Origin of the sequence: Bradyrhizobium sp. 1(2017) (assembly GCF_011602485.2) — a bacterium.
GTDB lineage: Bacteria > Pseudomonadota > Alphaproteobacteria > Rhizobiales > Xanthobacteraceae > Bradyrhizobium.
The window spans coordinates 4,490,666-4,514,313 of record NZ_CP050022.2 but is presented as its reverse complement, the minus strand read 5'-3'; the positions used below and the strand labels follow the sequence as shown (position 1 = coordinate 4,514,313).

The 23,648-nt window shown below is 64.5% G+C and carries 20 protein-coding genes; 7 read left to right on the top strand and 13 right to left on the bottom strand.

What is annotated here, in order from left to right; all coding sequences use genetic code 11:
• Positions 1 to 93: 93 nt before the first annotated feature.
• The 3 genes from lpxA to lpxB are packed head-to-tail and all read left to right on the top strand — an operon-like array spanning position 94 to position 2,940.
• Positions 94 to 885: an acyl-ACP--UDP-N-acetylglucosamine O-acyltransferase gene (gene lpxA, locus HAP40_RS21385; protein ID WP_166815877.1), complete on the top strand. Its 792-nt coding sequence runs from the start codon at positions 94 to 96 to the stop codon at positions 883 to 885.
• A 19-nt stretch (positions 886 to 904) separates the two neighbouring features.
• Complete coding sequence (locus HAP40_RS21380) at positions 905 to 1,762, top strand: LpxI family protein (RefSeq protein WP_166815879.1); 858 nt, start codon at positions 905 to 907, stop codon at positions 1,760 to 1,762.
• On the top strand, positions 1,759 to 2,940 hold the full coding sequence (gene lpxB / locus HAP40_RS21375; RefSeq protein WP_166815881.1) for a lipid-A-disaccharide synthase: 1,182 nt from the start codon (positions 1,759 to 1,761) through the stop codon (positions 2,938 to 2,940). Before HAP40_RS21380 ends, lpxB begins: the two co-directional genes overlap by 4 nt.
• On the opposite strand, the gene HAP40_RS21370 is transcribed toward lpxB, so the two are convergent.
• The 10 genes from HAP40_RS21370 to gltX form a co-directional block, all read right to left on the bottom strand.
• Positions 2,937 to 3,704, bottom strand: a complete 768-nt coding sequence (locus HAP40_RS21370) for an SDR family NAD(P)-dependent oxidoreductase (RefSeq protein ID WP_166815883.1) — start codon at positions 3,702 to 3,704, stop codon at positions 2,937 to 2,939. The genes lpxB and HAP40_RS21370 overlap by 4 nt on opposite strands.
• Positions 3,701 to 4,810 (bottom strand): ABC transporter ATP-binding protein, encoded by a 1,110-nt coding sequence (locus HAP40_RS21365; RefSeq protein ID WP_166815885.1) that lies wholly within the window; start codon positions 4,808 to 4,810, stop codon positions 3,701 to 3,703. Before HAP40_RS21365 ends, HAP40_RS21370 begins: the two co-directional genes overlap by 4 nt.
• A gap of 10 nt (positions 4,811 to 4,820) precedes the next feature.
• Complete coding sequence (locus tag HAP40_RS21360) at positions 4,821 to 5,678, bottom strand: carbohydrate ABC transporter permease (RefSeq protein WP_166815887.1); 858 nt, start codon at positions 5,676 to 5,678, stop codon at positions 4,821 to 4,823.
• Complete coding sequence (locus HAP40_RS21355; RefSeq protein WP_166815889.1) at positions 5,671 to 6,594, bottom strand: carbohydrate ABC transporter permease; 924 nt, start codon at positions 6,592 to 6,594, stop codon at positions 5,671 to 5,673. Before HAP40_RS21355 ends, HAP40_RS21360 begins: the two co-directional genes overlap by 8 nt.
• Positions 6,591 to 7,877 (bottom strand): ABC transporter substrate-binding protein, encoded by a 1,287-nt coding sequence (locus HAP40_RS21350; RefSeq protein ID WP_166815891.1) that lies wholly within the window; start codon positions 7,875 to 7,877, stop codon positions 6,591 to 6,593. The genes HAP40_RS21355 and HAP40_RS21350 overlap by 4 nt, the downstream gene beginning before the upstream one ends.
• 64 nt (positions 7,878 to 7,941) lie before the next feature.
• Positions 7,942 to 9,120 carry an ROK family transcriptional regulator gene (locus tag HAP40_RS21345; RefSeq protein WP_208024750.1) on the bottom strand — a complete coding sequence of 393 codons (1,179 nt, stop codon included), beginning with the start codon at positions 9,118 to 9,120 and terminating at the stop codon, positions 7,942 to 7,944.
• A 208-nt stretch (positions 9,121 to 9,328) separates the two neighbouring features.
• Positions 9,329 to 10,693, bottom strand: a complete 1,365-nt coding sequence (locus tag HAP40_RS21340; protein WP_166815893.1) for an esterase/lipase family protein — start codon at positions 10,691 to 10,693, stop codon at positions 9,329 to 9,331.
• 25 nt (positions 10,694 to 10,718) lie between these two features.
• A complete protein-coding gene (locus HAP40_RS21335; protein ID WP_166815895.1) occupies positions 10,719 to 13,187 on the bottom strand; it encodes a CHAT domain-containing protein in 2,469 nt (822 codons plus the stop codon).
• Between the two features lie 158 nt (positions 13,188 to 13,345).
• The gene (gltA, locus tag HAP40_RS21330; RefSeq protein WP_166815897.1) at positions 13,346 to 14,650 is read right to left on the bottom strand and encodes a citrate synthase; all 1,305 of its coding nucleotides are present in this window, start codon (positions 14,648 to 14,650) and stop codon (positions 13,346 to 13,348) included.
• A 157-nt stretch (positions 14,651 to 14,807) separates the two neighbouring features.
• On the bottom strand, positions 14,808 to 16,235 hold the full coding sequence (gene gltX, locus HAP40_RS21325; protein WP_166815899.1) for a glutamate--tRNA ligase: 1,428 nt from the start codon (positions 16,233 to 16,235) through the stop codon (positions 14,808 to 14,810).
• Between the two features lie 156 nt (positions 16,236 to 16,391).
• Here gltX and HAP40_RS21320 point away from each other — a divergent pair, with 156 nt between their 5' ends.
• Both HAP40_RS21320 and HAP40_RS21315 read left to right on the top strand, forming a co-directional pair.
• Entirely contained in the window at positions 16,392 to 18,068 is a 1,677-nt protein-coding gene (locus HAP40_RS21320) for a glutamine--tRNA ligase/YqeY domain fusion protein (RefSeq protein WP_166815901.1), read from the top strand.
• A gap of 25 nt (positions 18,069 to 18,093) precedes the next feature.
• Positions 18,094 to 18,480, top strand: coding sequence for a nuclear transport factor 2 family protein (locus HAP40_RS21315; RefSeq protein ID WP_166815903.1), 387 nt, complete (start codon positions 18,094 to 18,096; stop codon positions 18,478 to 18,480).
• Between the two features lie 14 nt (positions 18,481 to 18,494).
• Here the strand turns inward: HAP40_RS21315 and HAP40_RS21310 are convergent, their stop codons facing one another.
• Complete coding sequence (locus HAP40_RS21310) at positions 18,495 to 19,115, bottom strand: hypothetical protein (protein WP_166815905.1); 621 nt, start codon at positions 19,113 to 19,115, stop codon at positions 18,495 to 18,497.
• A gap of 172 nt (positions 19,116 to 19,287) precedes the next feature.
• Here HAP40_RS21310 and HAP40_RS21305 point away from each other — a divergent pair, with 172 nt between their 5' ends.
• Complete coding sequence (locus HAP40_RS21305) at positions 19,288 to 19,521, top strand: DUF2171 domain-containing protein (protein ID WP_166815907.1); 234 nt, start codon at positions 19,288 to 19,290, stop codon at positions 19,519 to 19,521.
• 95 nt (positions 19,522 to 19,616) lie between these two features.
• Positions 19,617 to 21,899: a ComEC/Rec2 family competence protein gene (locus HAP40_RS21300; RefSeq protein ID WP_166815909.1), complete on the top strand. Its 2,283-nt coding sequence runs from the start codon at positions 19,617 to 19,619 to the stop codon at positions 21,897 to 21,899.
• A gap of 138 nt (positions 21,900 to 22,037) precedes the next feature.
• Here HAP40_RS21300 and HAP40_RS21295 read toward each other — a convergent pair whose 3' ends face one another.
• Together HAP40_RS21295 and lexA are read right to left on the bottom strand one after the other, a co-directional pair.
• Positions 22,038 to 22,475, bottom strand: a complete 438-nt coding sequence (locus HAP40_RS21295) for a hypothetical protein (protein WP_166815911.1) — start codon at positions 22,473 to 22,475, stop codon at positions 22,038 to 22,040.
• Positions 22,476 to 22,879: 404 nt separating this feature from the next.
• Positions 22,880 to 23,581 carry a transcriptional repressor LexA gene (gene lexA / locus HAP40_RS21290; protein ID WP_027559402.1) on the bottom strand — a complete coding sequence of 234 codons (702 nt, stop codon included), beginning with the start codon at positions 23,579 to 23,581 and terminating at the stop codon, positions 22,880 to 22,882.
• Positions 23,582 to 23,648: the final 67 nt, after the last annotated feature.

Genomic DNA, 23,648 nt, shown 5'->3' with positions numbered 1-23,648 from the left:
CACTGGACAGATCGGGCATAGTCGCGCTAACCACCCGAAAATCGAACGACTTCAATAGATAACCAGACCTTCTTGACGAGTAAGATTGGCTTGATGAGCAAGATTGATCCCACCGCACGGGTCGCGGACGGCGCCGTGATCGGCGAGGGCACCGAAGTCGGGCCCTATTGCATCATCGGCCCCAACGTCGTGATCGGCAGGAATTGCAAGCTGATCGGGCATGTGCATGTCACCGCGCAGACCACGGTCGGCGACGATTGCACCATCTACCCGTTTGCCTCGCTCGGCACGCCGCCGCAATCGCTCAGCTATCGTGGCGAGCTGACGCAGCTCAAGATCGGCTCGGGCTGCACCATCCGCGAATCCGTCACCATGAATGCCGGGACCGTTGGCGGCGGCGGCGTCACGACCGTCGGTGAGCGCGGCTATTTCATGAACTGCAGCCATGTCGGCCATGACTGCCATGTCGGCAATGACGTGATCTTCGCGACCTCGGCAACGCTCGGCGGTCATTGCGAGATCGGGGACTTCGTCTTCATCGGCGGTCTGTCCGCCGTGCACCAGTTCACCCGCATCGGGCCGCAGGTCATGGTGGGCGGCGTGTGCGGCGTGCGCGACGACATCATTCCGTTCGGCCTCGTCAACGGCCAATATGCGGTGCTCGAAGGCCTCAACCTGATCGGCATGAAGCGGCGGAAATTCACCAAGCAGCGGCTCGCGACCGTGCGCGGGTTCTACCAGAAACTCTTCCAGGGCTCCGGCACCTTCGCCGAGCGGCTGGAAGCGGTGCGGCCGCTCGCGGGTGACGACCCGGCGATCGTCGAAATTCTCGACTTCATCGGCAAGGGCAAGCGCCCGCTCTGTCTTCCCGCCATCGCGAAGTGATCCGGGGATGGCCGCGGGCATGACATCGGCGGCTTCGGAGATTTCGTCACCGGTCGGCATCGTCGCCGGCGGCGGCGCGATGCCGTTTGCTGTCGCCGAATCGCTCGCCGCCCGCGGCATCACGCCGGTGCTGTTTCCGCTGCGCGGGGCCTGCGATCCGGCGCGGGTGGAGAAATTCCGCCATCGCTGGATCTCGGTCGGCCAGCTCGGCCGCGCGATGCGGCTGTTTCGCGAAGAAGGCTGCCGCGACCTGATCTTCATCGGCACATTGATCCGGCCTTCGCTCTCCGAGATCCGTTTCGACGTCAAGACGCTGCGTCTGCTCGGCAATGTCATCCGGGCCTTCCGCGGCGGCGACGATCATCTGCTGTCCGGTGTCGGCCGCCTCCTCGAGCAGGACGGCTTTCGCATGGTCGGCATCAAGGATGTCGCGCCCGATCTCTTGATGCCCGAGGGCTGCATCAGCCGTGCCTGGCCGAGCGACACCGGCAAGACCGACATCGCGCGCGGCCGGGCGGTGCTGACGGCGCTTGGTCCGTTCGACATCGGCCAGGCTGCGGTGGTGATCGACGGCCACGTGGTCGCGGTCGAGGATATCGAGGGCACCGACGCGCTGCTGGCGCGCGTCGCGCGGCTGCGCGAGGAAGGCCGCATTCGCGCGGCCATGGGCCGCGGCGTGCTGGTGAAGGCGCCGAAGAGCGGCCAGGATCTGCGCTTCGACCTGCCGACGATCGGCCCGCGCACCATTGAGGGCGTCGCTGCCGCCGGCCTTGCCGGCATCGCCGTCATTGCCGGCAATACCATCGCGGCCGAGCCGCAGGCGATGATCGCGCTCGCCGACGCCAAATATCTCTTCGTCATAGGCTTGCCGGCGTGATGCAGTCGCGCGATCCCAAGCGCAAGATCTTCCTGATCGCCACCGAAGAATCCGGCGACCGGCTCGGCAGCGCCTTGATGAAGGTGCTGCGCCAGCGCCTCGGCGACGGCGTGCAGTTCGTCGGCGTCGGCGGCCGCACCATGGCGCGCGAGGGGCTGGAGACGCTGTTTCCGATCGAGGAGCTCTCCATCGTCGGCTTCGCAGCGGTCGTGCAGCAGCTGCCGAAGATCCTGCGGCTGATCCGCCAGACGGCCGACGCCGTGATCGAGGCCGCGCCCGACGCGCTCGTCATCATCGACAGCCCCGATTTCACCCATCGCGTCGCCCGCCGCGTGCGTTCGCGCAGTCCGGCAATCCCGATCGTCGATTACGTCTCGCCGCAGCTCTGGGCGTGGCGGCCGGGGCGGGCGCGGACCATGCTCGGCTATGTCGACCATGTGCTTGGCCTCCTGCCGTTCGAGCCGGAAGAATACCGCAAGCTCGGCGGGCCGCCATGCAGCTATGTCGGCCATCCCCTCATCGAGCAATTGCCGTCATTACGGCCGAACGCGGAGGAGCAGAAGCGACGGGATGGCGAGCCGCCGGTGCTCCTGGTGCTGCCCGGCAGCCGCCGCAGCGAGATCCGGCATCACCTCGATGTGTTCGGTGCGACACTCGGCCGGTTGCAGGCGGAGGGGCGCGCGTTTGACCTGATGCTGCCGACCATGCCGCATCTCGAAGCCACCATTCGCGAAGGTATCGCGAATTGGCCGGTCAAGCCGCCGATCGTGATCGGCGAGAGCGAGAGGCGCGCTGCCTTCCGCATGGCCCACGCGGCGCTGGCAAAATCCGGCACGGTGACGCTCGAGCTCGCGCTGTCGGGCATTCCGATGGTGACGGCCTATCGCGTCGGCGCGATCGAGGCTTTCATCCTGCGCCGCGCCATCCGCGTCTCCTCGGTGATCCTCGCCAATCTCGTGATCGGCAACGACGTCATTCCGGAGTATCTGCAGGAGGACTGCACGCCCGAGAAGCTGGCACCGGCGCTGGCCGAGCTGCTGGCGGATTCGCCGCTGCGCCGGGAGCAGGTTGAAGCATTCGCCCGGCTCGACCAGATCATGTCGACGGGCAACAAATCGCCGAGCGTGCTCGCGGCCGATATCGTGCTCGCGACGATGCGGAAGAGCAGGCGGAGCTAGGCCAAGCCGCCGTCGACCCGGAAACACTGGCTGGTGATGCGCTGGCTTTCGTCGGAGGCCAGGAACAGCGCCATGTTGGCGATGTCCTCGGGCGTCACCGCGCCGGGAACGGCTTGCCGCGTGCGAATCTCGGCGATGACCTGCTCGTCCGGGTACCACAGCCGGCGCTGGCGCTCGGTGATCACCATGCCCGGTGCAATCGCGTTGACGCGAATGCGGTCGGGCCCGACCAGCCGGGCCAGTGAGTTGGTGAAGCCGACGATCGCCGCTTTCGCCGCGGCATAGGTCGGCAGTGCCGGTGCGCCGCGCATCCACGCGACCGACGACATGTTGATGATCGAACCGCCGCCGCGCGCCTGCATCTGCGGCACCGCCGCCTGCGCCGCGAAGAAGACATGCTTGAGGTTGACGCCGATGGTCCAGTCGAACTCGGCCGGCGTCACCTCGGCGAGAACCTGGCGCTGATCGTTGGCGGCGTTGTTGACGAGAACGGCGGCATCGCCGAGCGAACGGCGGACCTCCGTCATCGCGGTGCGCAAGGCGTCGATGTCGAGGAGATCGCAGGGCACGAACAGCGGTGCCGTCCCGACCGCCGCCGCGACCTCCCGCACCAGCGTTTCGCCCGCATCGGCGTCGATGTCGAGGAAGGCGACACGCGCGCCCTGGGCCGCGAAGGCCCGTACGAAGGCGGCGCCGATGCCGCTGGCGCCGCCGGTGATCAATACCACGCGGCCCGAAAGGCTTGGATAAGTCGTCTTCGTCATGCGATCAGTCGCTCCGTCTCGGGGTCGAACAGGCAGATGCGGCGGGTATCGAGCGCGAAGGAGGCGGACGCGCCGGGCGCCGGGCGGATATCGGGCGAGACGCGCGCCATCGCAGGCTCGCCGCCGAGCCGCAGCGACACCATCGTCTCGGCGCCGGTCGGCTCGACCATGTCCACCGGCGCGTTGACGAGGACAGGCGCATCGCCGGAGAACGCGCGGCTGCCTTCGGCAATGCATTCCGGCCTGATCCCGAACACCACCTCGCGCCCGACAAAGGACGCTGCAGCGTCATATCCCCTCAGGCGCAGACGAATCTCGTCCGGCCGGCCCGCGCCGATCACGGCCACCAGACCGTCATTCTCGGTCTCAAGCCGCGCCGGCATCGTGTTCATCGGCGGCGAGCCCATGAAGCGTGCGACGAACAGATTGGCGGGATAGCGGTACACGGTATCGGGGTCGGCGAATTGCTGCACGCAGCCCTGGTGCATCACGGCGATTCGTGTCGCCATCGTCATGGCCTCGATCTGGTCGTGAGTGACATAGACGATGGTGGCGCCGATGCGCTGGTGCAGCCGCTTGATCTCCATCCGCATCTCGACGCGCAGCTTGGCGTCGAGATTGGACAGTGGCTCGTCGAACAGGAAGAGCAGGGGATCGCGCACCAGCGCGCGGCCCATCGCCACACGCTGGCGCTGGCCGCCGGACAATTGCGAGGGTTTTCGGCCGAGCAGCGGCTCAATCTGCAGCAGCTTTGCCACGTTGGCGACCGCCTTCTCCTGCTCGGCCTTCGGCACATGACGGCATTCCATGCCGAAGGTGATGTTCTGCCGCACCGTCATCGAGGGATAGAGCGCGTAGGACTGAAACACCATGGCGATGTCGCGGTCCTTGGGCGGGACGTCGTTGACGACGCGCCCGCCGATCTCGATCGTCCCTGCGCTCGGCCGGTCGAGCCCGGCGACGATGTTGAGCAGGGTGGACTTGCCGCAGCCGGACGGCCCGACCAGCACGGTGAACTCGCCGCTCTCGATATCGAGCGCGATGTCCTTCAGCACCTCCAGATTGGCGTAGCGCTTGGACAGGGCGCGGATGCTTAGTGCTGCCATGACAACTCCATCATTTCACGGCCCCGGCAGTCAGGCCGCGGACGAAGTACTTGCCGCCGAGGAGATAGATCAACAGGGTGGGGAGCGCTGCGATGATCACCGCTGCGCTCTGCACGCCATGCTGCGGGATATCGGCGACCGCGGCAGACAGTGCGATCAGGGCGGCCGTGACGGGCTGCTGCTGGCCGGTCGTGAACGTCACGCCATAGAGGAATTCGTTCCAGATATGCGTGAACTGCCAGATCACGGTGACGATCAGGATCGGCCCCGAGAGCGGCAGGATGATGCGCCAGAAAATACGGAAGAACCCGGCGCCGTCGATCCGCGCGGCCCTGATCAATTCATGGGGAATGGCGACATAATAGTTCCGGCAGAACAGCGTGGTGAAGGAGAGACCCTGGATGGTGTGGATCAACACCAGTCCCGTCAGCGTGTTGATGAGACCGATGTCCCGCAGCACAACGGTCCAGGGAAGCAGGCGCATTTGCTGGGGAAGGAAGAGGCCGAGGGTCACGATGGCGTAGATCCAGTTGTCGCCTCGGAAGCGCCAGAGCGACACGGCATAACCGGCGATTGCGCCGAGCAGGGTCGAGAAGATCGTTGCGGGAATCGTGACGAGCGCGGAGTTCAGCATGTATGGCCGGATGCCGGCGCAGGTCTCGGCGACGCAGAAGCCGCTCCAGGCAACCGCATAATTGTTCCAGGCCCAATGCCGCGGCCAGCCGATCATCGAGGCCTGCGCGATCTCCTCGTTGCTGCGCAGCGAGTTCAGCACCACGACGACGAGCGGCGCGAGCCATGCCGCGGCGATCAGCGAAACGGCGAGATAGATCAAGATCCGGCCTGGCGCGAAGCTACGGTCACGCATGGGCGGCCCGCCGTCGCTGGACATATCGCCAGGCCGCATAGGGCAGCAGCACCGCGAGAAGAATGAGCAACATGAGCACCGCCGCCGCCGCCCCCCGGCCGAGCAGGCTGCGCTGGAACATCAGGTCGTAGACGACGAGGGCGGGCAACTGGGTCGCGATTCCCGGCCCACCATTGGTGAGCGCGCGGACGAGGTCGAACGTCGAAATCGCGAACTGCAATTGGATCACGACGACGGTGATGGTGATCGGCCACAGCGACGGCAGGATGATGCGGCGGTAGATTCGAACCGGTCCGGCGCCGTCGATCTGCGCGGCCTTGATGATGTCGGCGTCGACGGAGCGAAGGCCGGCGAGGAAAAGCGCCATCGCGAAGCCGGAGGATTGCCAGATCGCGGCGATGACAATGGTCCAGATCGCCATGTCGCGGTCGATCAGCCAGTCGAACTTGAAGGTGGTCCAGCCGAGGTCGTGGACCAGCTTCTGGATTCCAAGCCCGGGATTGAGCAGCCAGCTCCACACGGTGCCGGTGACCACGAACGACACGGCCAACGGATAGAGGAAGATGGATCGCAGCACGTTTTCGCCGCGAATGCGCTGATCGAGCAGGATTGCAAGGACGAGGCCGGTTGCCGCGCTCAGCACGACGAAAGCGCTGCCAAACAGCAGCAGATTGTCGAAGGCGATCTGCCAGTTCCGCGACGCCGCGACCGCCGAATAGTTGCGCAGTCCCACCCATCCCGAGACCGGGATCAGCGTGGATGGCGTGAACGATATCCAGATCGTCCACAGCGAGAACGACACGAGGTGCGCGGCCGACAGCAGCAGCGGCACCCAGATCATGAGATATTCGGGCAGCCGGCGCACCAATTCGGTCGCTGCCGGCCGGCCCGGTCTTATCGAGACGGCGTTGGTCAACGTGCGCCCTCGACGGCCTCGGCGAGGCGGGTGGCTGCCTGCTCCGGCTTGATGGTCTTGTTCTTCACATACTCCGTGATCACGTCGATCATCGCTGCGGTCATTCCGTTTTCCTGCGCCATGTTATGCGCAAGGCTCAGGACCGCCTGATTGCTGGCGATGGCGTCTTTCAGCGCCGCTGCGGTCCGCCGTTGACCTTCCGACCAGCCTTCGCCGGAAAGATCGACATCGGTGCGCACCGGGATCGATCCCGTGATCTGCGAATACATCGTCTGGATCGCCGGATCCATGACGAGCTGGGCCATCAACGTCTGGCCGGCCTGCAGGTCGGGCTCCTTGCGCTGCCAGAAGATGAAGGCATCGGCATTCAACAGGAAGACCGGCTTGCTGTTGTCGCTGGGGCCTGGCGCGATCATGAAGTCCTCGAACTTGAAGCCGGCATTGCGCAACACCCCCTGCGCCCAGCCGCCCATGATCATCATGCCCATGTCGCCGTCGACGAAGCGCTTCAGGTTGGTCGAAAAGTGTTGCGCGCCGACGTTGGGGTCCATCCAGTCGGCGATCTTGCGCACCTGTGCGAAGGCGGCCTTGATCTCGGGCCCCTTCAACGCTTTCTCGTCAAGATTCATGATGGCGGCGCGGTAGGCGGCAGGACTGATTCCCGCCAGCGCGGCCTCGAATTTCTGCCCGTCGTCCGGGCGGGTCCCGCCGTTGGCGATAGGATGATTGACGCCGCCCGCCTTCATCTTTTCGGCGAGGTCATTGAAGTCCGCCCAAGTGACGGGGACCTTGTCGGCCTTGGCCTTGTCCATCGCGCGTTTGGACAGGAACAGCATGTTGGTGCTGTAGATCTGTAACGGCAGCGCGATCCATTTGCCCGCCGGCTTGTGTAACTTTGCAAGGTCGGGAGCGACGACTTTTTCGTAACCGGCGGCAGCGACCACGGCGTCGAGATCGACGGTCGGAGCAATCTTCGACCAGGCTGCAATCTCGGGACCTTTGAGTTGCGAGCAGGCCGGCGGATCGCCGGCCATGATCTGAGCGCGCAGCTTGTTCATCATCTCGGTGGTGAAGCCAGGGACAGGCGAGTGCTGCCACACGCCTCCTTTCTCCTCGAATTTCTTGCCAAGCGCCGTGATGGCCGCCCCGTCGCTGCCGGCGGACCATTGCGAGATCGCGGTCAGGCGCGGCTTGGCTGCGCCTTGCGCACGGGCAAATGCCGGCAGCGCGAGTGTGGCAACGGATCCAGCGAGCAGACGGCGCCTTGTTGTCGTAATCGGCATGGCAGTTTCTCCCGGTGTGAAGTGCTTTGTGTTGGTGCGTTCAGGCGGCACGGCTCAGGACATCTCAGGCGGCCTCCGTCGAGGTGGCGGGCAGGCCGCCGCGGCTGGCGAGGCAAAAGGCGGCAAAGGCAAGGGCAGCCTGCGGATCGTTGCCGGTCGAGGACGGCACGAAGGCGATGGACACTCGCGCCAATGTCCGGCCGCCGAGCAGGCAGGCGTCGATCCCGTCGATGACGGCGTTGCGATCGTCGTCACCAAGAAGCGATGGCCAGCCGCTGATGGCAACGCCACCGCACGGCTTCACGTTCAGCGTGTTGCCGATCGCAAGGCCAAGCCGAAACAGCCGTCGCCGTAGCTCCTGGCGGACGCGCGTCGAGAGCGGGATCGCGTGGACCCAGTCGCTGCCGAGCTGGAGAAATTCGGCTTCGGAGACACCGAGAAGCTCGGCCAGCGCGGGGAGCGAGGTATAGGCCTCGACGCAGCCGTGATGGCCGCAGCGGCAATGCGGTCCTTCAGGTCCAAAGACCATGTGGCCCAGTTCGACCGGCTGGAATGCATCGGCTTCAGTCGGGTCGTCCATCCAGGCGCCGGCGACGCCATGGCTGACAAAGACGAACAGATGCGTGCCGCTGAACGGATAGCCCTCGGTGCGGCATCGGTGAAAGGTGGCGTGCGCCACGACCGAATTGGTGAACTCCAGCGGCACGTTGGCAAACTGCTCGCCGATCATGTCGCCGATGCCCCTGGCGTCGCACGGAATGATCGGATTGCCTGCTGCGGTCAACCGGCCGAGGCCCGGAATCGAGACACCGATCTGCGAGAGCGTGATGCGGCGGCGGCGCGTCCAGTCGCGCAGCAGCGTCATAGCCTCGCGGAACACGCGGCCGACCGTTTCGACGGTTGGCGCCTTCGGCAACGGCAGGCGCTCGGTGTAATGCAGCTCGCCCGAGAAGCCGCCGACGCCGATGCTGAGCCATTGAGCCGTCAGCTCCACGGCCGCGAGCGCCACTGCGCTGTCGAGCGACACGAGGCCCGTCGGGCCGCCGACGTAAGGGGCAGGGCGCCGCACTTCCTCGATCAGACCTTCGGCCTTCAGGTCGAACAGGATGCGCGACAGGCTCGCCTCGGACAGGCGCACGGCCTTGGCCAGCGGCGGCCGGAACGAGCCGCCCGACTGAAGCAAATGAGTCAAAATGGCAGCGCGCGTCTGCCGCCGACTTCTCGGCTGCTCCGGCATTTCCATCCCTGTCGTCATTCTTACTTAGTGTAAGAATTTGCGCGCGGAGCGTTTCGGCTGTCAAGGCGCTTGGGGCTCCATCGGCTGACTTGATGTTGTGCGGGGCAGCAAAACCGGTCGTAAGCCCGCCGGGGTTTGTTGCAGGACCGCTGCGATGATGACGTCGGCCGCCGGCGCAGCCGACCCGCACAATGACGCGATATCGGCACGCGCGTCAGATCGTAAACGTCTGTGCGATGGCCGCAGCCGTTTCTTTCTGAACGAAATAGTTGGTGTGGTGCACGTTGGGGTTCGTGCCGAAATCATGGACGATCTTCACCTGGCGCAAGTCTGCGACTTCGGACATCGACGAGGTGTCGACGACCAGGTCGTTTTCGGCCTCGAAGATGATGTCGGCTCCGAGGTCGCCGAGACGCTGCATCGGCTTGGAGAAGATCCGGAGGAAATTCCAGCCGATTGCCGTCGGCTCGAAATTCGATTTGATCGCGAAGTACTGGATCGGCTGGGCGCCGAACTCTCCGCTGCCGGTGTTCATGCGCAGGCGGCGGATCTCCTCATTGTTGCCGGTGCGTGACTGTGCATCGAGTCCGGGAACGAGAGCCAGGGCGGCGTCGAATACCGGTGTCTTGGCGGCGAGGTTGGTGACGGTACTGAACACCCGCAGCAATCCGCTCGCTGCAAGGAAGAAGGGGTTGGCGGCGGCGAGATCCGCGCCGGCCCGCAGGACGTCTGCGATGTTCGTCAAGAGGTCGAGCGTGCTGCGCAGACGCGGAGCAGCTGCCAGGCTGGTGCCGCCCAGCGGCGAACCGACGAAGATCACCCTGCGCTTCAGTGCGGGCTCGCAGAATCCCTCGCACAGCCACCGCGCCACCAGCCCGCCGCGGCTGTGGCAGACGATGTCCAGTTCCTTCGGCGCCGGTCGCAACAATGCCGCCAGGTCGAAGGCATTCATCACCGGGCTCACGCTGAGCGTCGGGTGGTCGTAGGCGAGCACGAGGTCATACTTCGCCTCCGCTCGCCTCAGCAGCTGTTGCCCTTCGGGAACCTTTGCCAGTCCGTTCTTGATGAGAGCTGCAGATCCGCTGAACGTTCCGTGGATCAGCAGCAATACGCGCTTGCCTGCAACCCCGGGAATGTCGGCCATTGTCAGCGGCTGGAGTTGGCCCTGCACGAGTCGACTGAGGCCTGTCGACGGTTTGACCGCATAAGACGCATCCGGTGTCAGCGTCCTGTCGAGCTTGAGGAGCGCATCATAGACCTGTGACGTTTCGAGAGTCTCAAAGGCATACTGCTTTACAATTTGTCCCATCGGCAGCGCGGCGCGCGATCCGGCGCGACTGGACATCATCGGAATGGCGGCGCCGAGGCGCCATCTCAGGATTCCGCCGTCGCGCACGAGTGAAATGATCTGCTGATCTGGCAGCCGGTCCGTCGGATCGGTCGGCGGGCGCTGGCGCCGATAGGTCGGCCGGTAGGATTGCATCCGCATGACCTCAGTGAGCCGATCAACTGGCCGGACGCCTTCGATTTCCGGCATTGATGCGAGCCAATCGTCGAAAGGAGGGGGCGCAGCCGCCATGGGGGCTCCGTGTTTTGTCGCCGGGCTAGCCGAGCCGGTCCAGCAAGGGAAGTGGGGTGACGCTTTCGCCGCGGGCGGATTGAATGTCGATCATTGCGTCGAAGCTCTGCGGATGCAGATTGCTCGCGCCCCGCTCGAGGGCCTCGAAGAAGCCCTTCCGTGCGGTCACGAAGGTACTCTCGAAAGGCACGAGCTCACCCTTTTGCACGTAGCTCAGGAGCTCCGCGAGATTGTCGGTACCGGTGAACATCCAGCTCTCGGTCTGGCCCTTGGTATTCGTCGACGGGACCGTGCTGGTGAAGCCATCCTGACTTCGGCCGATCTGCCCGGGCATCTGCTGCTCGTTCTGGTCAAATCGGAAGCTCTTCATGCGCCACCAGGCCTTGTTGCTTCTCCAGTAGGCCGGAAACGCGTGTCCCGTAATCAGGAACACCGACGAATAGATGCCCACGAACTCCAGGCACGATGCGAACAGAAGCGCAAGATCGATGCAGGTTGCTGCGTTGCCCTTGAATATTTCGGTTGGCGTTCGAAGCCGCTGCGACTGGCTGGTGTAGGACGGCGGCGGGTTGATGTAGCTGACGGGCAGATCGTGCTGAAGAGCGGCCCAGATCGCCTGCACCTGAGGATCGACCACGTTGGGCGCATTGGAGTCGTCTTCAAGCACTTGCTGGTAGCCGTCGAAGCCGGCGGAGCAGTCATCGAGCAATGTTTGCAGATATCGCTGGGCACAGGCGACGACCTTCAGCACTGTCGGGTCCCGCGGCAGAACGAAGCTCGGCAGCCAGCGATGGTCCTCCCCGTCGTCCCGCCACTCGTCTGCCGGAAGCACGGTCACGCGCTCGCTGGACTCGCGCAATATCCGGTCGCCGCATTGGACCTTGATGTAGAGATTACTTCTCAGGCTCTCGCTGGTCTGCCTGAGCATTCCCGCAACGAGGGGAAGCCGGATCTTCTCGAGAAGGTCGAGTGTGGCGTCTTCCTCGGGCAACTCCTCCGAGAAGCGGCAGCGGCATGATTCCGTACCGACTTCCAGCACGACTTCGACCTGAAGCAGGTCGAGTGGACCTGCCTTGGTCTTATGAACCGTGAAGATACTGAAGGGCGGGCGGTCGTTGTGAAGCAACGAGTAGTTCAAACTCGCGCTTGCGGTCTTGCGCATGCGACCGGGAATAGACTTGTCCTGGACCAAGGTGATGTCCAGCCTGAGGTCCCGGAAGGTTGCGCGGCCCCTCGCAGCTTTCTTCGACGCCGCAGGACGCGCCGCGATCGTTCCGGCCTGAGGGCTGTCGAGGAGCGAGACTTGACTCCAAAGTGCGACCCCCGAGCGCTGCTCGTTGTCGCTGCCGGCCTGGGACATCCACTGTTGCCGGGCGCGAAGAAAAGCGTCCTTGACGTTCCAGGCTTGCGCCAGGGTGCGGTAGAATACGCTGAAGAACAGCATGGCGTCGGCATCGGTGATGGTATCGACAAAACCGATCGCGTGCCTGGCGCCTTGCGCGGTGGCGAGGGGAGCAAGGCGCTGCGCGCTGTAACAGGTGCTGATCGCCACCAGCAGAGGCTTCTGCGCGCCGGCCGTGACAATATCGGCCAGGTCGGCTGAACCCACGGCGTCGTAGGCTTGGGCGATTCCCTGGGTGCTTCCTTGGGTGCTTGCGCGGAGAACAAAGCCGTCCTCTTCGTTGGTCGGCTGGTCAATGAGCTTTTGCTCCGCCAGGGACATCGGGTCTACGCCCACAAGATGCACGATCGAAGGAGAAAGAGCTTCGACCTTCGAGCGAAGTCCTTGACGGTCGGGATCTCGGAGGGTCTCTGTCTGGACTTCGTGCAGCGCGCCCTTGACCATCTCGATCTCTCGCGTGAATTCGTAGAGCGAGCGCAGCTTTCCGGGGCCGCTGTCGACTGCGAGCGCTGTCGCAGGTGTCAGCTGGTGATTGTATGGCGATTCAACGACGAGATGGCGGAGGACGGCGAATTCGCTTGGCTCGCTGCGATAGGGCGCGGTCGCCAGCCACAGCGCGCTCTCCCAGGGGAATAGTCGTGCCGACCACCCGACGTTTTCTTCGCTGTAAGGGATTCTGACCTCGACGAGCTTGGCTGCCGCCATCTCCTTGATCCGTGTCAGGATCTGGCTGTCGTCGTAAATGCGAGCGTGATCCTTGATCAGCGTCTGGAGGTCCCGGCTGAGGTCGTCGCGCGTCGAACGGACGATCCGTCGCCGGTTGGCGATCACGTAGCGCCAGCGCTGGACGGACGGGTAGAATTTCTGGTCGTCGATGGGAATGACGAGCTCGTCCAAGCCCCTGTTGCCGCTATAGCGGAGTCGTACCTCGTACTCGCCGGATTGCTTTTCGGCGGCCACGGGCGGCAAGTCCTGGACGGTGTCGGTGGCCGTCGCGCCGGTCGTGCGGCGTCGCGCTCGCGGTTTGGCAGGCGGTTTGGCTTTCCGGCCGCCGGCCTTCGCTCGTGAGGGCGCAACTCTCTTCGCGGACATGACCGGTCTCCGGGGTTCGCGACCACGGATGCATCATGCCAGAGAACTCGCGGAAATAGAAAGCAAATGATGCCGGGCGGCCGTCCGGACCGCACGCAAAACGAAAACGGCGTCACCCCTGGGGTGACGCCGTACCGCAGGACCTGAAGAGTCCGAACTTACTTGCGATCCTTGATCGGCACGTAGTCGCGCTTGTCGACGCCGGTGTAGAGCTGGCGCGGGCGGCCGATCTTCTGCTGGGGATCCTCGATCATCTCGCTCCACTGGCTGATCCAGCCGACGGTGCGGGCGACCGCGAACAGCACGGTGAACATCGAGACCGGGAAGCCCATCGCCTTCAGCGTGATGCCCGAATAGAAGTCGACGTTCGGGTAGAGCTTGCGCTCGATGAAGTACTGGTCGCTGAGCGCGATCTTCTCGAGCTCCATCGCCACATTCAGCATCGGATCGTTGCCATGGCCGGTCTCCTTGAGCACGGCGTGACACATCTTCTGCATGATCTTGGCGCGCGGATCGTAGTTCTTGTAGACGCGGTGACCGAAGCCCATCAGGCGGACTTCAGAGTTCTTGTCCTTCACCTTGGCGATGAATTCGGGGATCTTGTCGACCGTGCCGATGCCGTAGAGCATGTTGAGTGCGGCTTCGTTGGCGCCGCCATGCGCCGGGCCCCAGAGGCAGGCGATGCCCGCCGCGATGCAGGCGAACGGGTTGGCGCCGGAGGAGCCGGCGATGCGCACCGTCGAGGTCGAGGCGTTCTGCTCGTGGTCGGCGTGCAGGATGAAGATCTTCTCCAGCGCGTCGGCGAGCACCGGGCTGACCTTGTAGTCCTCGCAGGGCACCGCGAAGCACATGTTCAGGAAGTTCTCGGCAAAGCCCAGCGAGTTCTTCGGATAGATGAAGGGCTGGCCGACGGTGTACTTGTAGGCCATCGCCGCCAGCGTCGGGATCTTCGCGATCATGCGCATGGAAGCGATCATGCGCTGCTTCGGATCGTTGATGTCGGTCGAGTCGTGGTAGAACGCGGCGAGCGCGCCGACGGCCGCAACCATGATGGCCATCGGATGGGCGTCGCGGCGGAAGCCCTGGAAGAAGCGGGCCATCTGCTCGTGCACCATCGTGTGATGCGTCACGCGGTGGTCGAAATCCTTCTTCTGTGCGGCGGTCGGCAGATTCCCGTAGAGCAGGAGATAGCAGGTCTCCAGGAAGTCGCCGTGCTCGGCGAGCTGCTCGATCGGGTAGCCGCGATATTCCAGCACGCCCGCATCGCCGTCGATGTAGGTGATCTTGGACTGGCAGCTCGCAGTGGAGGTGAAGCCCGGATCGTATGTGAACAGGCCGGACTGGCCGTAGAGCTTGCCGATATCGATGACATCAGGCCCGACGCTGCCGCTGAGGATCGGAAGATCGTAGTTCTTGTTTCCGACCGTCAGCGTGGCGGTCTTGTTGCTTGGTTTTGCGTCCATCGTAGGTCCCCGATGTGTGGTGAAACGGGCCGGAGCCGGAGGCCCCTAGGGAGATCATGGGGGGCAGGCCGGATGTTCCAGAATGTACGGGGAGATGGGTATATTATTGCTGTGTGCGCTGCAAGATCATGGCAGCCATGGTCTACTCATGGCCTACTTACGTCGTAGACTGATCCTTGAGCCGGCCCAGGCTTTCCTGGCGTCCCAGGACGTCCAAAACCTCAAATATACCAGGCGACGTCGTCCGCCCGGTCAGCGCGGCCCGCAAAGGCTGGGCGACCGCGCCGAGCTTGAGACTATTTTCCTCGGCGAAGGTACGCAGCGCGGCTTCCGTGCTGGCGCCGCTCCACGTCTCGACTTTCTCCAGCGCGGAATGAAGCTGGCCGATCAGCCGGCGGTTCTCGGGTGTCAGCAGTGCCTGCGCCTTGGCGTCGAGCTGCAGCGGCCGGTCGGCAAAGATGAAGTAGGCGCCGTCGATCAGCTCGATCAGCGTCTTGGCGCGCTCCTTCAGGGCCGGCATGGCCTTCAGGAGCTGTGCCCGCGTGGTGTCGTTCAACTTGGCCTTGATCTCGTCGCGGGCGGGCACGACGTGGTCGAGCACATCCTCGAACATCTTCACGAGTGATTGATCGTCGGCGTGGCGGATGTAGTGGCCGTTGAGGTTTTCCAGCTTGGCGAAATCGAACCGCGCCGCGGCCCGGCCTACGCTGGCGAGGTCGAACGCCGCGATCATCTCCTCGGTCGAGAAGATCTCCTGGTCGCCATGGCTCCAGCCCAGCCGGACGAGATAGTTGCGCAGCGCCGCCGGGAGGTACCCCATGGCGCGATAGGCATCGACGCCGAGCGCGCCGTGGCGCTTCGACAGCTTCGAGCCATCCGGACCGTGGATGAGGGGGATGTGGGACATGCTCGGCAGCGCCCAGCCCATCGCATCGTAGATCTGCTTCTGGCGGGCGGCGTTGATCAGATGGTCGTCGCCGCGGATGACGTGGGTGACGCCCATGTCGTGGTCGTCGACTACCACCGCGAGCATGTAGGTCGGGTTGCCATCGCCGCGCAACAGCACGAGGTCGTCGAGGTTCTCGTTCTGCCAGACGACGCGGCCCTGGACCTGGTCCTCGATCACGGTCTCGCCGGTCTGCGGCGCGCGCAGCCGGATCGTCGGCTTGACGTCGCCTGGCGCCGTTGCCGGGTCGCGGTCGCGCCACATGCCGTCGTAGAGGCGGGTGCGGCCCTCGGCGCGCGCCTTCTCGCGCATCGCGGCGAGCTCCTCGGCGGTGGCGTAGCAGCGATAGGCCTTGCCGTTGGCGAGCAACTGCTCGGCGACCTCGCGGTGGCGGGCTGCGCGGGCGAATTGGTAGATGACATCGCCGTCCCAGCCGAGCTCCAGCCATTTGAGGCCGTCGAGGATAGCGCCGATCGCGGCCTCGGTGGAGCGCTCCCGGTCGGTGTCCTCGATCCGGAGCAGCATCTTGCCGCCGTGCTTCTTTGCATAGAGCCAGTTGAACAGCGCCGTGCGGGCCCCCCCGATATGGAGGAAGCCGGTCGGTGAGGGAGCAAAGCGGGTGACGACGGAATCGGTCATTCTTGGCAGGGCCTATGCATTGGAGGCGGTGGTGTATAGCAGGACCGGGGCATAACTAAAGCCCGGCCGCAGACGGCTGAAGGGCTTGCTTAAGCACTTGGCTCAGCCTCCCGAATTTGGCAGAAGGGCCGCTGATTTCCCTACAGGATTTTCGTGATGGCAGAACCGGTGGCACCTGAGGTTGGGCGCGATTTCATTCGTGACATCATCCAGGCCGACCTCGATCAGGGCAAGTACAGGGAGATCGTGACCCGGTTCCCGCCGGAGCCGAACGGTTACCTCCATATCGGCCACGCCAAGTCGATCGCGCTCAATTTCGGCATCGCCCAGGAGTTTCCGGGCCGCTGCCATCTGCGTTTCGACGACACCAACCCGGTCAAGGAAGAGCAGGAATTCATCGATTCGATCCAGGCCGACGTGCGCTGGCTCGGCTTCGACTGGGGCAAGAATCTGTTCTTCGCCTCGGACTATTTCGATCGCCTTTACGAATGGGCGGAGCAGCTGATCCGCGACGGGCTCGCCTATGTCGACGACCAGACCCAGGAGGAGATCCGCCTCTCGCGTGGCACCCTGACCGAGCCCGGCAAGAACTCGCCGTTCCGCGACCGCACGGTAGAGGAGAATCTCGACCTGTTCCGCCGGATGAAGGCCGGCGAATTCCCGAACGGGGCGCGCGTCCTGCGGGCCAAGATCGACATGGCCGCAGGCAACATCAATCTGCGCGATCCCGTGCTGTATCGCATCCTGCATGCGCACCATCCGCGCACCGGCACCAAATGGAGCATCTATCCGAGCTACGACTACGCACACGGCCAGTCGGACGCGATCGAGGGCATCACGCACTCGATCTGCACGCTGGAGTTCGAAGACCACCGGCCGCTCTACGACTGGTTCATCGAGAAGCTGCCGGTGCCGTCGGAACCGCACCAGTACGAAATGGCGCGGCTCAACATCACCTATACGCTGCTGTCCAAGCGCGTGCTGACCCAGCTCGTCCGCGACGGCCATGTCGCTGGCTGGGACGACCCGCGCATGCCGACCATGGCGGGGATGCGCCGCCGTGGCGTGCCGCCGGCTGCGCTGCGCGAATTCGTCAAGCGCATTGGTGTTGCCAAGGCCAACAGCGTGGTCGATGTCGGCATGCTCGAGTTCTGCATTCGCGAGGAGCTGAACCGCACGGCCCAACGCCGTATGGCGGTGCTGAAGCCGCTCAAGGTGGTGATCGAGAACTATCCGGAAGGGCAGACCGAGGAGCTCGAGGCGATCAATCATCCCGACGATCCCTCCGCCGGCACGCGCAAGATCACGTTCGGCCGCGAGCTTTATATCGAGCAGGACGACTTCATGGAGAATCCGCCAAAGAAGTTCTTCCGCCTGTCGCCGGGCAACGAGGTGCGGCTGCGCTATGCCTATTTCGTCAAGTGCACCGGCGTGATCAAGAACGACGCCGGCGAGGTGGTGGAGCTTCGCTGCATCTACGATCCCGCCACCAAGGGCGGCAACGCACCCGACGGCCGCAAGGTCAAGGCGACCATGCACTGGCTGCCGGCGGCGGCATCCAAGCCGGCGGAGATCCGCATCTACAGCCAGCTGTTCGCCAATCCGAACCCCGACGCAGCGAACTTCGCGGCCGATCTCAATCCGAACTCGCTGGAGATCCTGTCCGATGCGCGGATCGAGGCTTCCGTTGCGGAGAGCAATTCCACCGAGCCGGTGCAGTTCGAGCGCCAGGGCTATTTCGTGCGCGACAAGGACTCGACGCCGGGGAAGCCGGTGTTCTCGCGGACGATCGGCTTGCGCGATACGTTCGCCAAGGAAGTCGCCAAAGGCTGACAAGGGCTGACAAGGGGCAGGGCATATGAGCAGTGAAGCCGACGCCATCGTTTCCGCCATCATCGCGAAATGGTGCGCCGGCTTCGCGACGCTCGACGCTGCCGCGCTGTCGCGGCTTTATGCGAAGAACGCGTTCTTCTTCGGCTCCAACCCGAAGCTCTATCGGGGGCGGGACGGCGTTGCCGACTATTTCAACGGCCTGCCGCGCTGGCGCAAGCCGGCCGCGGCGTTTTCCGAGGTGAACGCAGCGCAGGCCGGCCCCGACCTCATCAACATGGGCGCGACCATCACGTTCGACCTCGCCGGCGAGCGGGACGACCTCGTCGTCAAGATGAGCTGGGTCATCGTCCGCGAGGACGGTGACTGGAAGATCGTCAATCACCACGCCTCGGCGAAGACACCGCTGATCTGACGCGCCAGCTTCACTCAGTTGCCTTTGACTGACGCGGGGGCCGAACTACCGGATGTCGCCGGATTCGGAATCATGTAGCGCTTTGCTGCTTTGGGGAAGATGACCGGCGAGCGCTCTGTCAGAGAGGCCTTAGCGTTCTCGCTCAGATCCTCCACCCTTGTGCGCCCCGTAAACGTTGCCTTTTGCATAAATTGCTGCGGGTTGCGCTTGAAGTCGATGACCAGGGATCCAAGATTGACGATCTCGTCCGGGCCGACCCGAAACCGGGCGAACTCGCCTCTCAGGTTCAGATAGTGCGAACAGGTCACGTAATTGACAACGTAAGTTCCAGGAGCGAGCAGATCAGCGCCGCCATACGTTGCCTCGGAAACGGAGTGGCCGAATATTGATGTCTCTTTTCGTCCGAGTTTGATGGATGACAATCCACGCGCCGACGAGACGTATACTATGGGTACCGAGCAATCGAGGGTTTTCGAACCGTCTTCAACCAAGCGCACATCCATGAAGACAACACTGTACCCCGGATGCCGAGCGAAGCCGTCGCGAACCTTCTGCTCGAATTCTGTGTCAGCAACCGCTTGACGGGCGCAGACCAATGACAGAGCCAACACGCCCAATCGAATAGCGATGTACATTTCCTGATTCCCGTTCCTGCCTGTTGCGGGCATAAACAACACAATCTGAAGGTGTAAGACAACAGGCAGTATGGTAGCTGTCGTCTCGTATCTCGGCGCTGCGAATGGACAATCCTCAATCGAACTGATCTGTGATTGCGGCGTTGTCGGTTGTTTGGAAGGGACAACAGACATGCAGAACATCGCTGAGCATATGGAAGTCATCGGCGCCGACGGCGTCCATGTCGGCACCGTCGATCGCGTCGAGGGCAACCGCATCAAGCTGACGAAGAAGGACAGCGGCGAGGGTAGCCACAAGGGCCATCATCATTTCATCGACAAGGGGCTCGTTGCCGGCGTCGAGGGCAACAAGGTCCGCCTCTCGGCCAAGGCGTCGGTGGCCGTGACCATGGAAGAGGAAAAGTAGGGCGCTCCGCCGCCTGTTCCTGATCCGTACCGCTATTCGTTGATCTGCACGTTCCGGTAGCCTCTGCACCCGTCGCATATCGCAAGGTGCAGAGAATGGCGGAGCCGGGCCGGCCAGGACGCTCCCAGGGAGTAGCTGGAACGTGGCCGGTCGGCCGCGCCGCGCCGGCTGGCGGGCTGGTGCCGGTGGGCTTCGGCCTCTGGCCTGCGATCGTCGGGACGTTGCGGGAATGGGTGCGTGCCGAGGCCGGTTCCGGGCGGCTGTTACCGTGGGTGCCGGTCGCCTTCGGCGGCGGCATCGCGCTCTATTTCGCCGCCGACCACGAGCCCGTGCTGTGGGTGGTCGCCGCGACGGCCGTCGCGCTCCTGCTCGGCGCTGTCCTGCTGCGGCGGAGCCGGCTGTTTGTCCCCGCGATCTTGATTGCGGCGGTTGCCGCCGGTTTTGCCGTGGCGACCTGGAAGACGGCGCGCGTCGCGCACACTGTTCTGGCAAAACCGCTCTATTCGGTGTCGCTGTCGGGCTTCGTGGAAGCGCGCGACATCCGCGAGCGTACCGACCGCTTCGTGCTGCGCGTCACCGCGATGGAGGCCCAGCGCAGCGAGGTCAAGCTCGAGCGCGTGCGACTGTCGGTGCGCAAGGGCACGGCTCCCGAGGTCGGCAGCTTCGTGCAGCTGAAGGCACGGCTGATGCCGCCGATCTCGCCGGTGCGCCCCGGCAGCTACGACTTTTCGCGCGACATGTTCTTCCAGGGCATCGGTGCTTCCGGCTTCGTAATGGGCGCGATCACGGCGTCAGTGCCGCCCGACGCCGGCGGGTTGCGGCTGCGCTATGCGGCCTTCATGCAGGGCCTGCGCGATGCGATCGACGCGCGTATCCGCGCGACACTCGAGGGCGACAACCGCGCGATCGCGACGGCGCTGCTCACCGGGCGGCGCGACGCCATCACCGCGCCCGTCAACGATGCCATGTTCATCTCGGGCCTCGGCCATGTGCTGTCGATCTCCGGCTATCACATGGCGGTCGTTGCCGGTGTCGTATTCTTCGCGGTGCGCGCGCTGCTGGCGCTGATCCCGGGGCTCGCGGCCGGCTTTGCCATCAAGAAATGGTCGGCGGCCGCCGCGCTGGTGGCGGCCGCGTTCTATTTGCTGCTGTCGGGCGCGGAGGTCGCGACGCAACGCTCGTTCTTCATGACCGCAGTGGTGCTGATCGCAGTCATGGTCGATCGCCGCGCAATCACCTTCCGCACGCTGGCCGTGGCGGCGCTGATCGTGCTCGCGGTCGCACCTGAAGCGCTGGTGCATCCGAGCTTCCAGATGTCGTTTGCGGCAACGCTCGGGCTGGTCGCGCTGGTGCAGATCGGCATGCCGAACCTGTTTGCCTCGCCCGATCATTCGGCAACGGCTCGCGTCGCGCTGTGGGGCGGCCGCGAGATCGCGATGCTGTTCCTGGCTTCGCTGATAGCGGGGCTGGCGACGACGCCCTATGCCGCCTTCCACTTCCATCGCGTGACCCCTTACGGTGTCCTCGCCAATCTCGGGGCAATGCCGGTGGTCTCGGCACTGGTGATGCCGGCGGGGCTGCTGGGACTGCTGGCGGCACCCTTCGGGCTCGACAGCGCGTTCTGGTGGCTGATGGGAATCGGCATCGACTGGATGGTTGCGGTGTCGCGCTGGGTGTCGGCTCTGCCGGGCGCCATCGGCCGCATCCCGGCGTTCGGTATCGCGCCGTTGATGGCGGCAAGCCTCGGCATCATCGTGATGGGCCTGTTGCGAACGCCCCTGCGCTGGTCCGGCGCCCTGGTGCTGCTGGCGTCCATCGCCTGGGCCATGTCGGTGCGGCCGCCCGACATCCTGATTGCCGGAGACGGCGCGAGCGTTGCGGTTCGGGGCCGGGACGGGCAGCTGCTTGTCATGCGCGCGAGCAAGGACAGCTTTCTGCTGAGGGAGTGGTTAGCGGCCGACGCCGATCGGCGCGATGCCGCGAGCAGTACGCTGGCCGACGGCGTGTCGTGCGACGAGGCCGGCTGTGTGACGCCTCTCGCCGATGGCCGGTTGGTCGCGCTGTCCTTGCGCATCGACGCGCTGGCTGATGATTGCAGCCGCGCCGCACTGGTGGTGACCGCGCGACCCGCGCCGCCGGATTGCGCGGCGATGGTGATCGATCGGCAGCGGCTCACGAGCCAGGGCGCGCTGGCGTTGTCGCAGCGTGGCGATGGTTTTGCGGTTCAGGCGGTGAGGGCGAGAGGGACAAGCCGGCCCTGGCTGCCGGCCGGCGCCGGCGAGGGTGATTTCGGCGGGAGCCTTGCGCCCAAGGCGGCGGCAGCCCGCAACCGCGACGCAACGCCGGCGGAGGCCGACTTGCAGGCCGACGATCAATGATAATTGCGAGGAGTTGGTCTGCGAGGTTGGTCCGGGTCCGACCGGAACTCCGCCGGGACACAAACCATACCATCTCGCCGGCTAGGGCCGGCGATGGCATTTGATCCAGGCCCGACCTGGGCGGCCGGGGACGGCCCATCAGTCGATCGGCAGGCGGCGCGTCGTGCTCGGCCGACTGTCGGTGATGATCTGCGGCTTGTGCTCGCGCTCGCCGATCGGCTGGGTCACCGGCAATTGCAGCACGGTTGCGCGCTGACCTTCGACGAGCTGCGTCACCAGCACATATTTGCCGTCCGGAAACTCGATCGCGTCGTGATGGCGATCGGGAATCTGCGGATCAATCTTGCCGAACTTACCGACGCGGGAGTTGATGGTGCGCGTCCAGATCCAGCGATTGTCGTAACGGACGTTGTCGGCGAAGGCGAGCTCCGTTCCCGGCAGCAGGCAGACGGCCACGGTCGGATCGGCCGCAGAAGCAAAGCCACGCGTCGAGGTGCCGCGAAACGTCGTCGACACGATCGTCTCGCCGACTTCGGCGGGCCGCGATGCAACGGCATGCAGGCTGTAGTCACACATCGGGTGCTCCTCTTTCGATGATAGCAACCCGCGCCTCTTTCGGAGGCGCAAGCCTCTATCAGAGTGGAAGCATACAACGCTCTGCTTGGTTGTGGGCAAATCTGCGGCTGGTGTTCGCGGGAAGCGATCACATTATTTTTTCAAATCTATTAGGAACAAAGCCCGCTTCAGTGCATTCGGCGAATGCCGGCGTCAGTGGTGCGCGGGCGTCGACGCATCGCTGTCTCGTCGATCCCTTGAGGTCGCAAAGCATGAGCTTCGCGGCGGTACGCCGAGGACCGCGCTGGAAAAGTGCCGGACAATCTGCGCAGTACCAGAAAGACCATCCAGCCGGAGCGGGCAACCTGGTCCGCTCCAATCGGAATCGTTGGTATCGAATGACCGCTGGTCGTCTCAGTGCTTTCTCAGTACTTGCGGTACAGCCCGATCAGCTTGCCTTGGATCTTCACCCGGTTGGGCGGCAGGATGCGTACCTCGTAGGCGGCGTTGGCGGGCTCGAGCGCGATCGAGGCGCCGCGGCGGCGGAAGCGCTTGAGCGTCGCCTCCTCGTCATCGATCAGCGCCACCACGATGTCCCCGGTATCGGCGCTCTCGTTGCGCTGGATCAGGGCCATGTCGCCGTCGAGGATGCCGGCTTCGACCATCGAATCGCCGCGCACTTCGAGCGCGTAGTGCTCGCCTGAGCCGAGCATGTCCGGCGGTACGCTGATGGTGTGACTGCGGGTCTGCAGCGCCTCGATGGGCGTGCCGGCCGCGATGCGGCCCATCACGGGCACCGCAACGGGGCGCTCGCCCTCGTCCGCGGGCGGGCTCGAGGTCGTGCGCACCTTGCCGAGATTGCCCTCGATGACGCTTGGCGTGAAGCCGCGGCGGTTGCCGGCTGCGGCCTGCAGCTCCGGCAGCTTGATGACTTCAATCGCGCGGGCGCGGTTGGGCAGGCGGCGGATGAAGCCGCGCTCCTCGAGCGCGGTGATCAGGCGATGAATGCCCGACTTCGAGCGCAGGTCGAGCGCATCCTTCATCTCGTCGAAGGAGGGCGGCACGCCGCTTTCCTTCAGACGTTCGCTGATGAACCGCAGAAGCTCGTATTGTTTGCGCGTTAACATCTCGACCAAAGTCCCCCGGTTGATGTCGTTCGATTCCGAGACGCTGAATTGAAGCGGCGAACCGCTA

Coding starts and splice junctions, on each gene's coding strand:
- lpxA (WP_166815877.1), top strand. CDS start 94: ATGAGCAAGATTGATCCCACCGCACGGGTCGCGGACGGCGCCGTGATC.
- HAP40_RS21380 (WP_166815879.1), top strand. CDS start 905: ATGACATCGGCGGCTTCGGAGATTTCGTCACCGGTCGGCATCGTCGCC.
- HAP40_RS21370 (WP_166815883.1), bottom strand. CDS start 3,704: ATGACGAAGACGACTTATCCAAGCCTTTCGGGCCGCGTGGTATTGATC.
- HAP40_RS21365 (WP_166815885.1), bottom strand. CDS start 4,810: ATGGCAGCACTAAGCATCCGCGCCCTGTCCAAGCGCTACGCCAATCTG.
- HAP40_RS21360 (WP_166815887.1), bottom strand. CDS start 5,678: ATGCGTGACCGTAGCTTCGCGCCAGGCCGGATCTTGATCTATCTCGCC.
- HAP40_RS21350 (WP_166815891.1), bottom strand. CDS start 7,877: ATGCCGATTACGACAACAAGGCGCCGTCTGCTCGCTGGATCCGTTGCC.
- HAP40_RS21345 (WP_208024750.1), bottom strand. CDS start 9,120: ATGGAAATGCCGGAGCAGCCGAGAAGTCGGCGGCAGACGCGCGCTGCC.
- HAP40_RS21340 (WP_166815893.1), bottom strand. CDS start 10,693: ATGGCGGCTGCGCCCCCTCCTTTCGACGATTGGCTCGCATCAATGCCG.
- HAP40_RS21335 (WP_166815895.1), bottom strand. CDS start 13,187: ATGTCCGCGAAGAGAGTTGCGCCCTCACGAGCGAAGGCCGGCGGCCGG.
- gltA (WP_166815897.1), bottom strand. CDS start 14,650: ATGGACGCAAAACCAAGCAACAAGACCGCCACGCTGACGGTCGGAAAC.
- gltX (WP_166815899.1), bottom strand. CDS start 16,235: ATGACCGATTCCGTCGTCACCCGCTTTGCTCCCTCACCGACCGGCTTC.
- HAP40_RS21320 (WP_166815901.1), top strand. CDS start 16,392: ATGGCAGAACCGGTGGCACCTGAGGTTGGGCGCGATTTCATTCGTGAC.
- HAP40_RS21315 (WP_166815903.1), top strand. CDS start 18,094: ATGAGCAGTGAAGCCGACGCCATCGTTTCCGCCATCATCGCGAAATGG.
- HAP40_RS21310 (WP_166815905.1), bottom strand. CDS start 19,115: ATGTACATCGCTATTCGATTGGGCGTGTTGGCTCTGTCATTGGTCTGC.
- HAP40_RS21305 (WP_166815907.1), top strand. CDS start 19,288: ATGCAGAACATCGCTGAGCATATGGAAGTCATCGGCGCCGACGGCGTC.
- HAP40_RS21300 (WP_166815909.1), top strand. CDS start 19,617: ATGGCGGAGCCGGGCCGGCCAGGACGCTCCCAGGGAGTAGCTGGAACG.
- HAP40_RS21295 (WP_166815911.1), bottom strand. CDS start 22,475: ATGTGTGACTACAGCCTGCATGCCGTTGCATCGCGGCCCGCCGAAGTC.
- lexA (WP_027559402.1), bottom strand. CDS start 23,581: ATGTTAACGCGCAAACAATACGAGCTTCTGCGGTTCATCAGCGAACGT.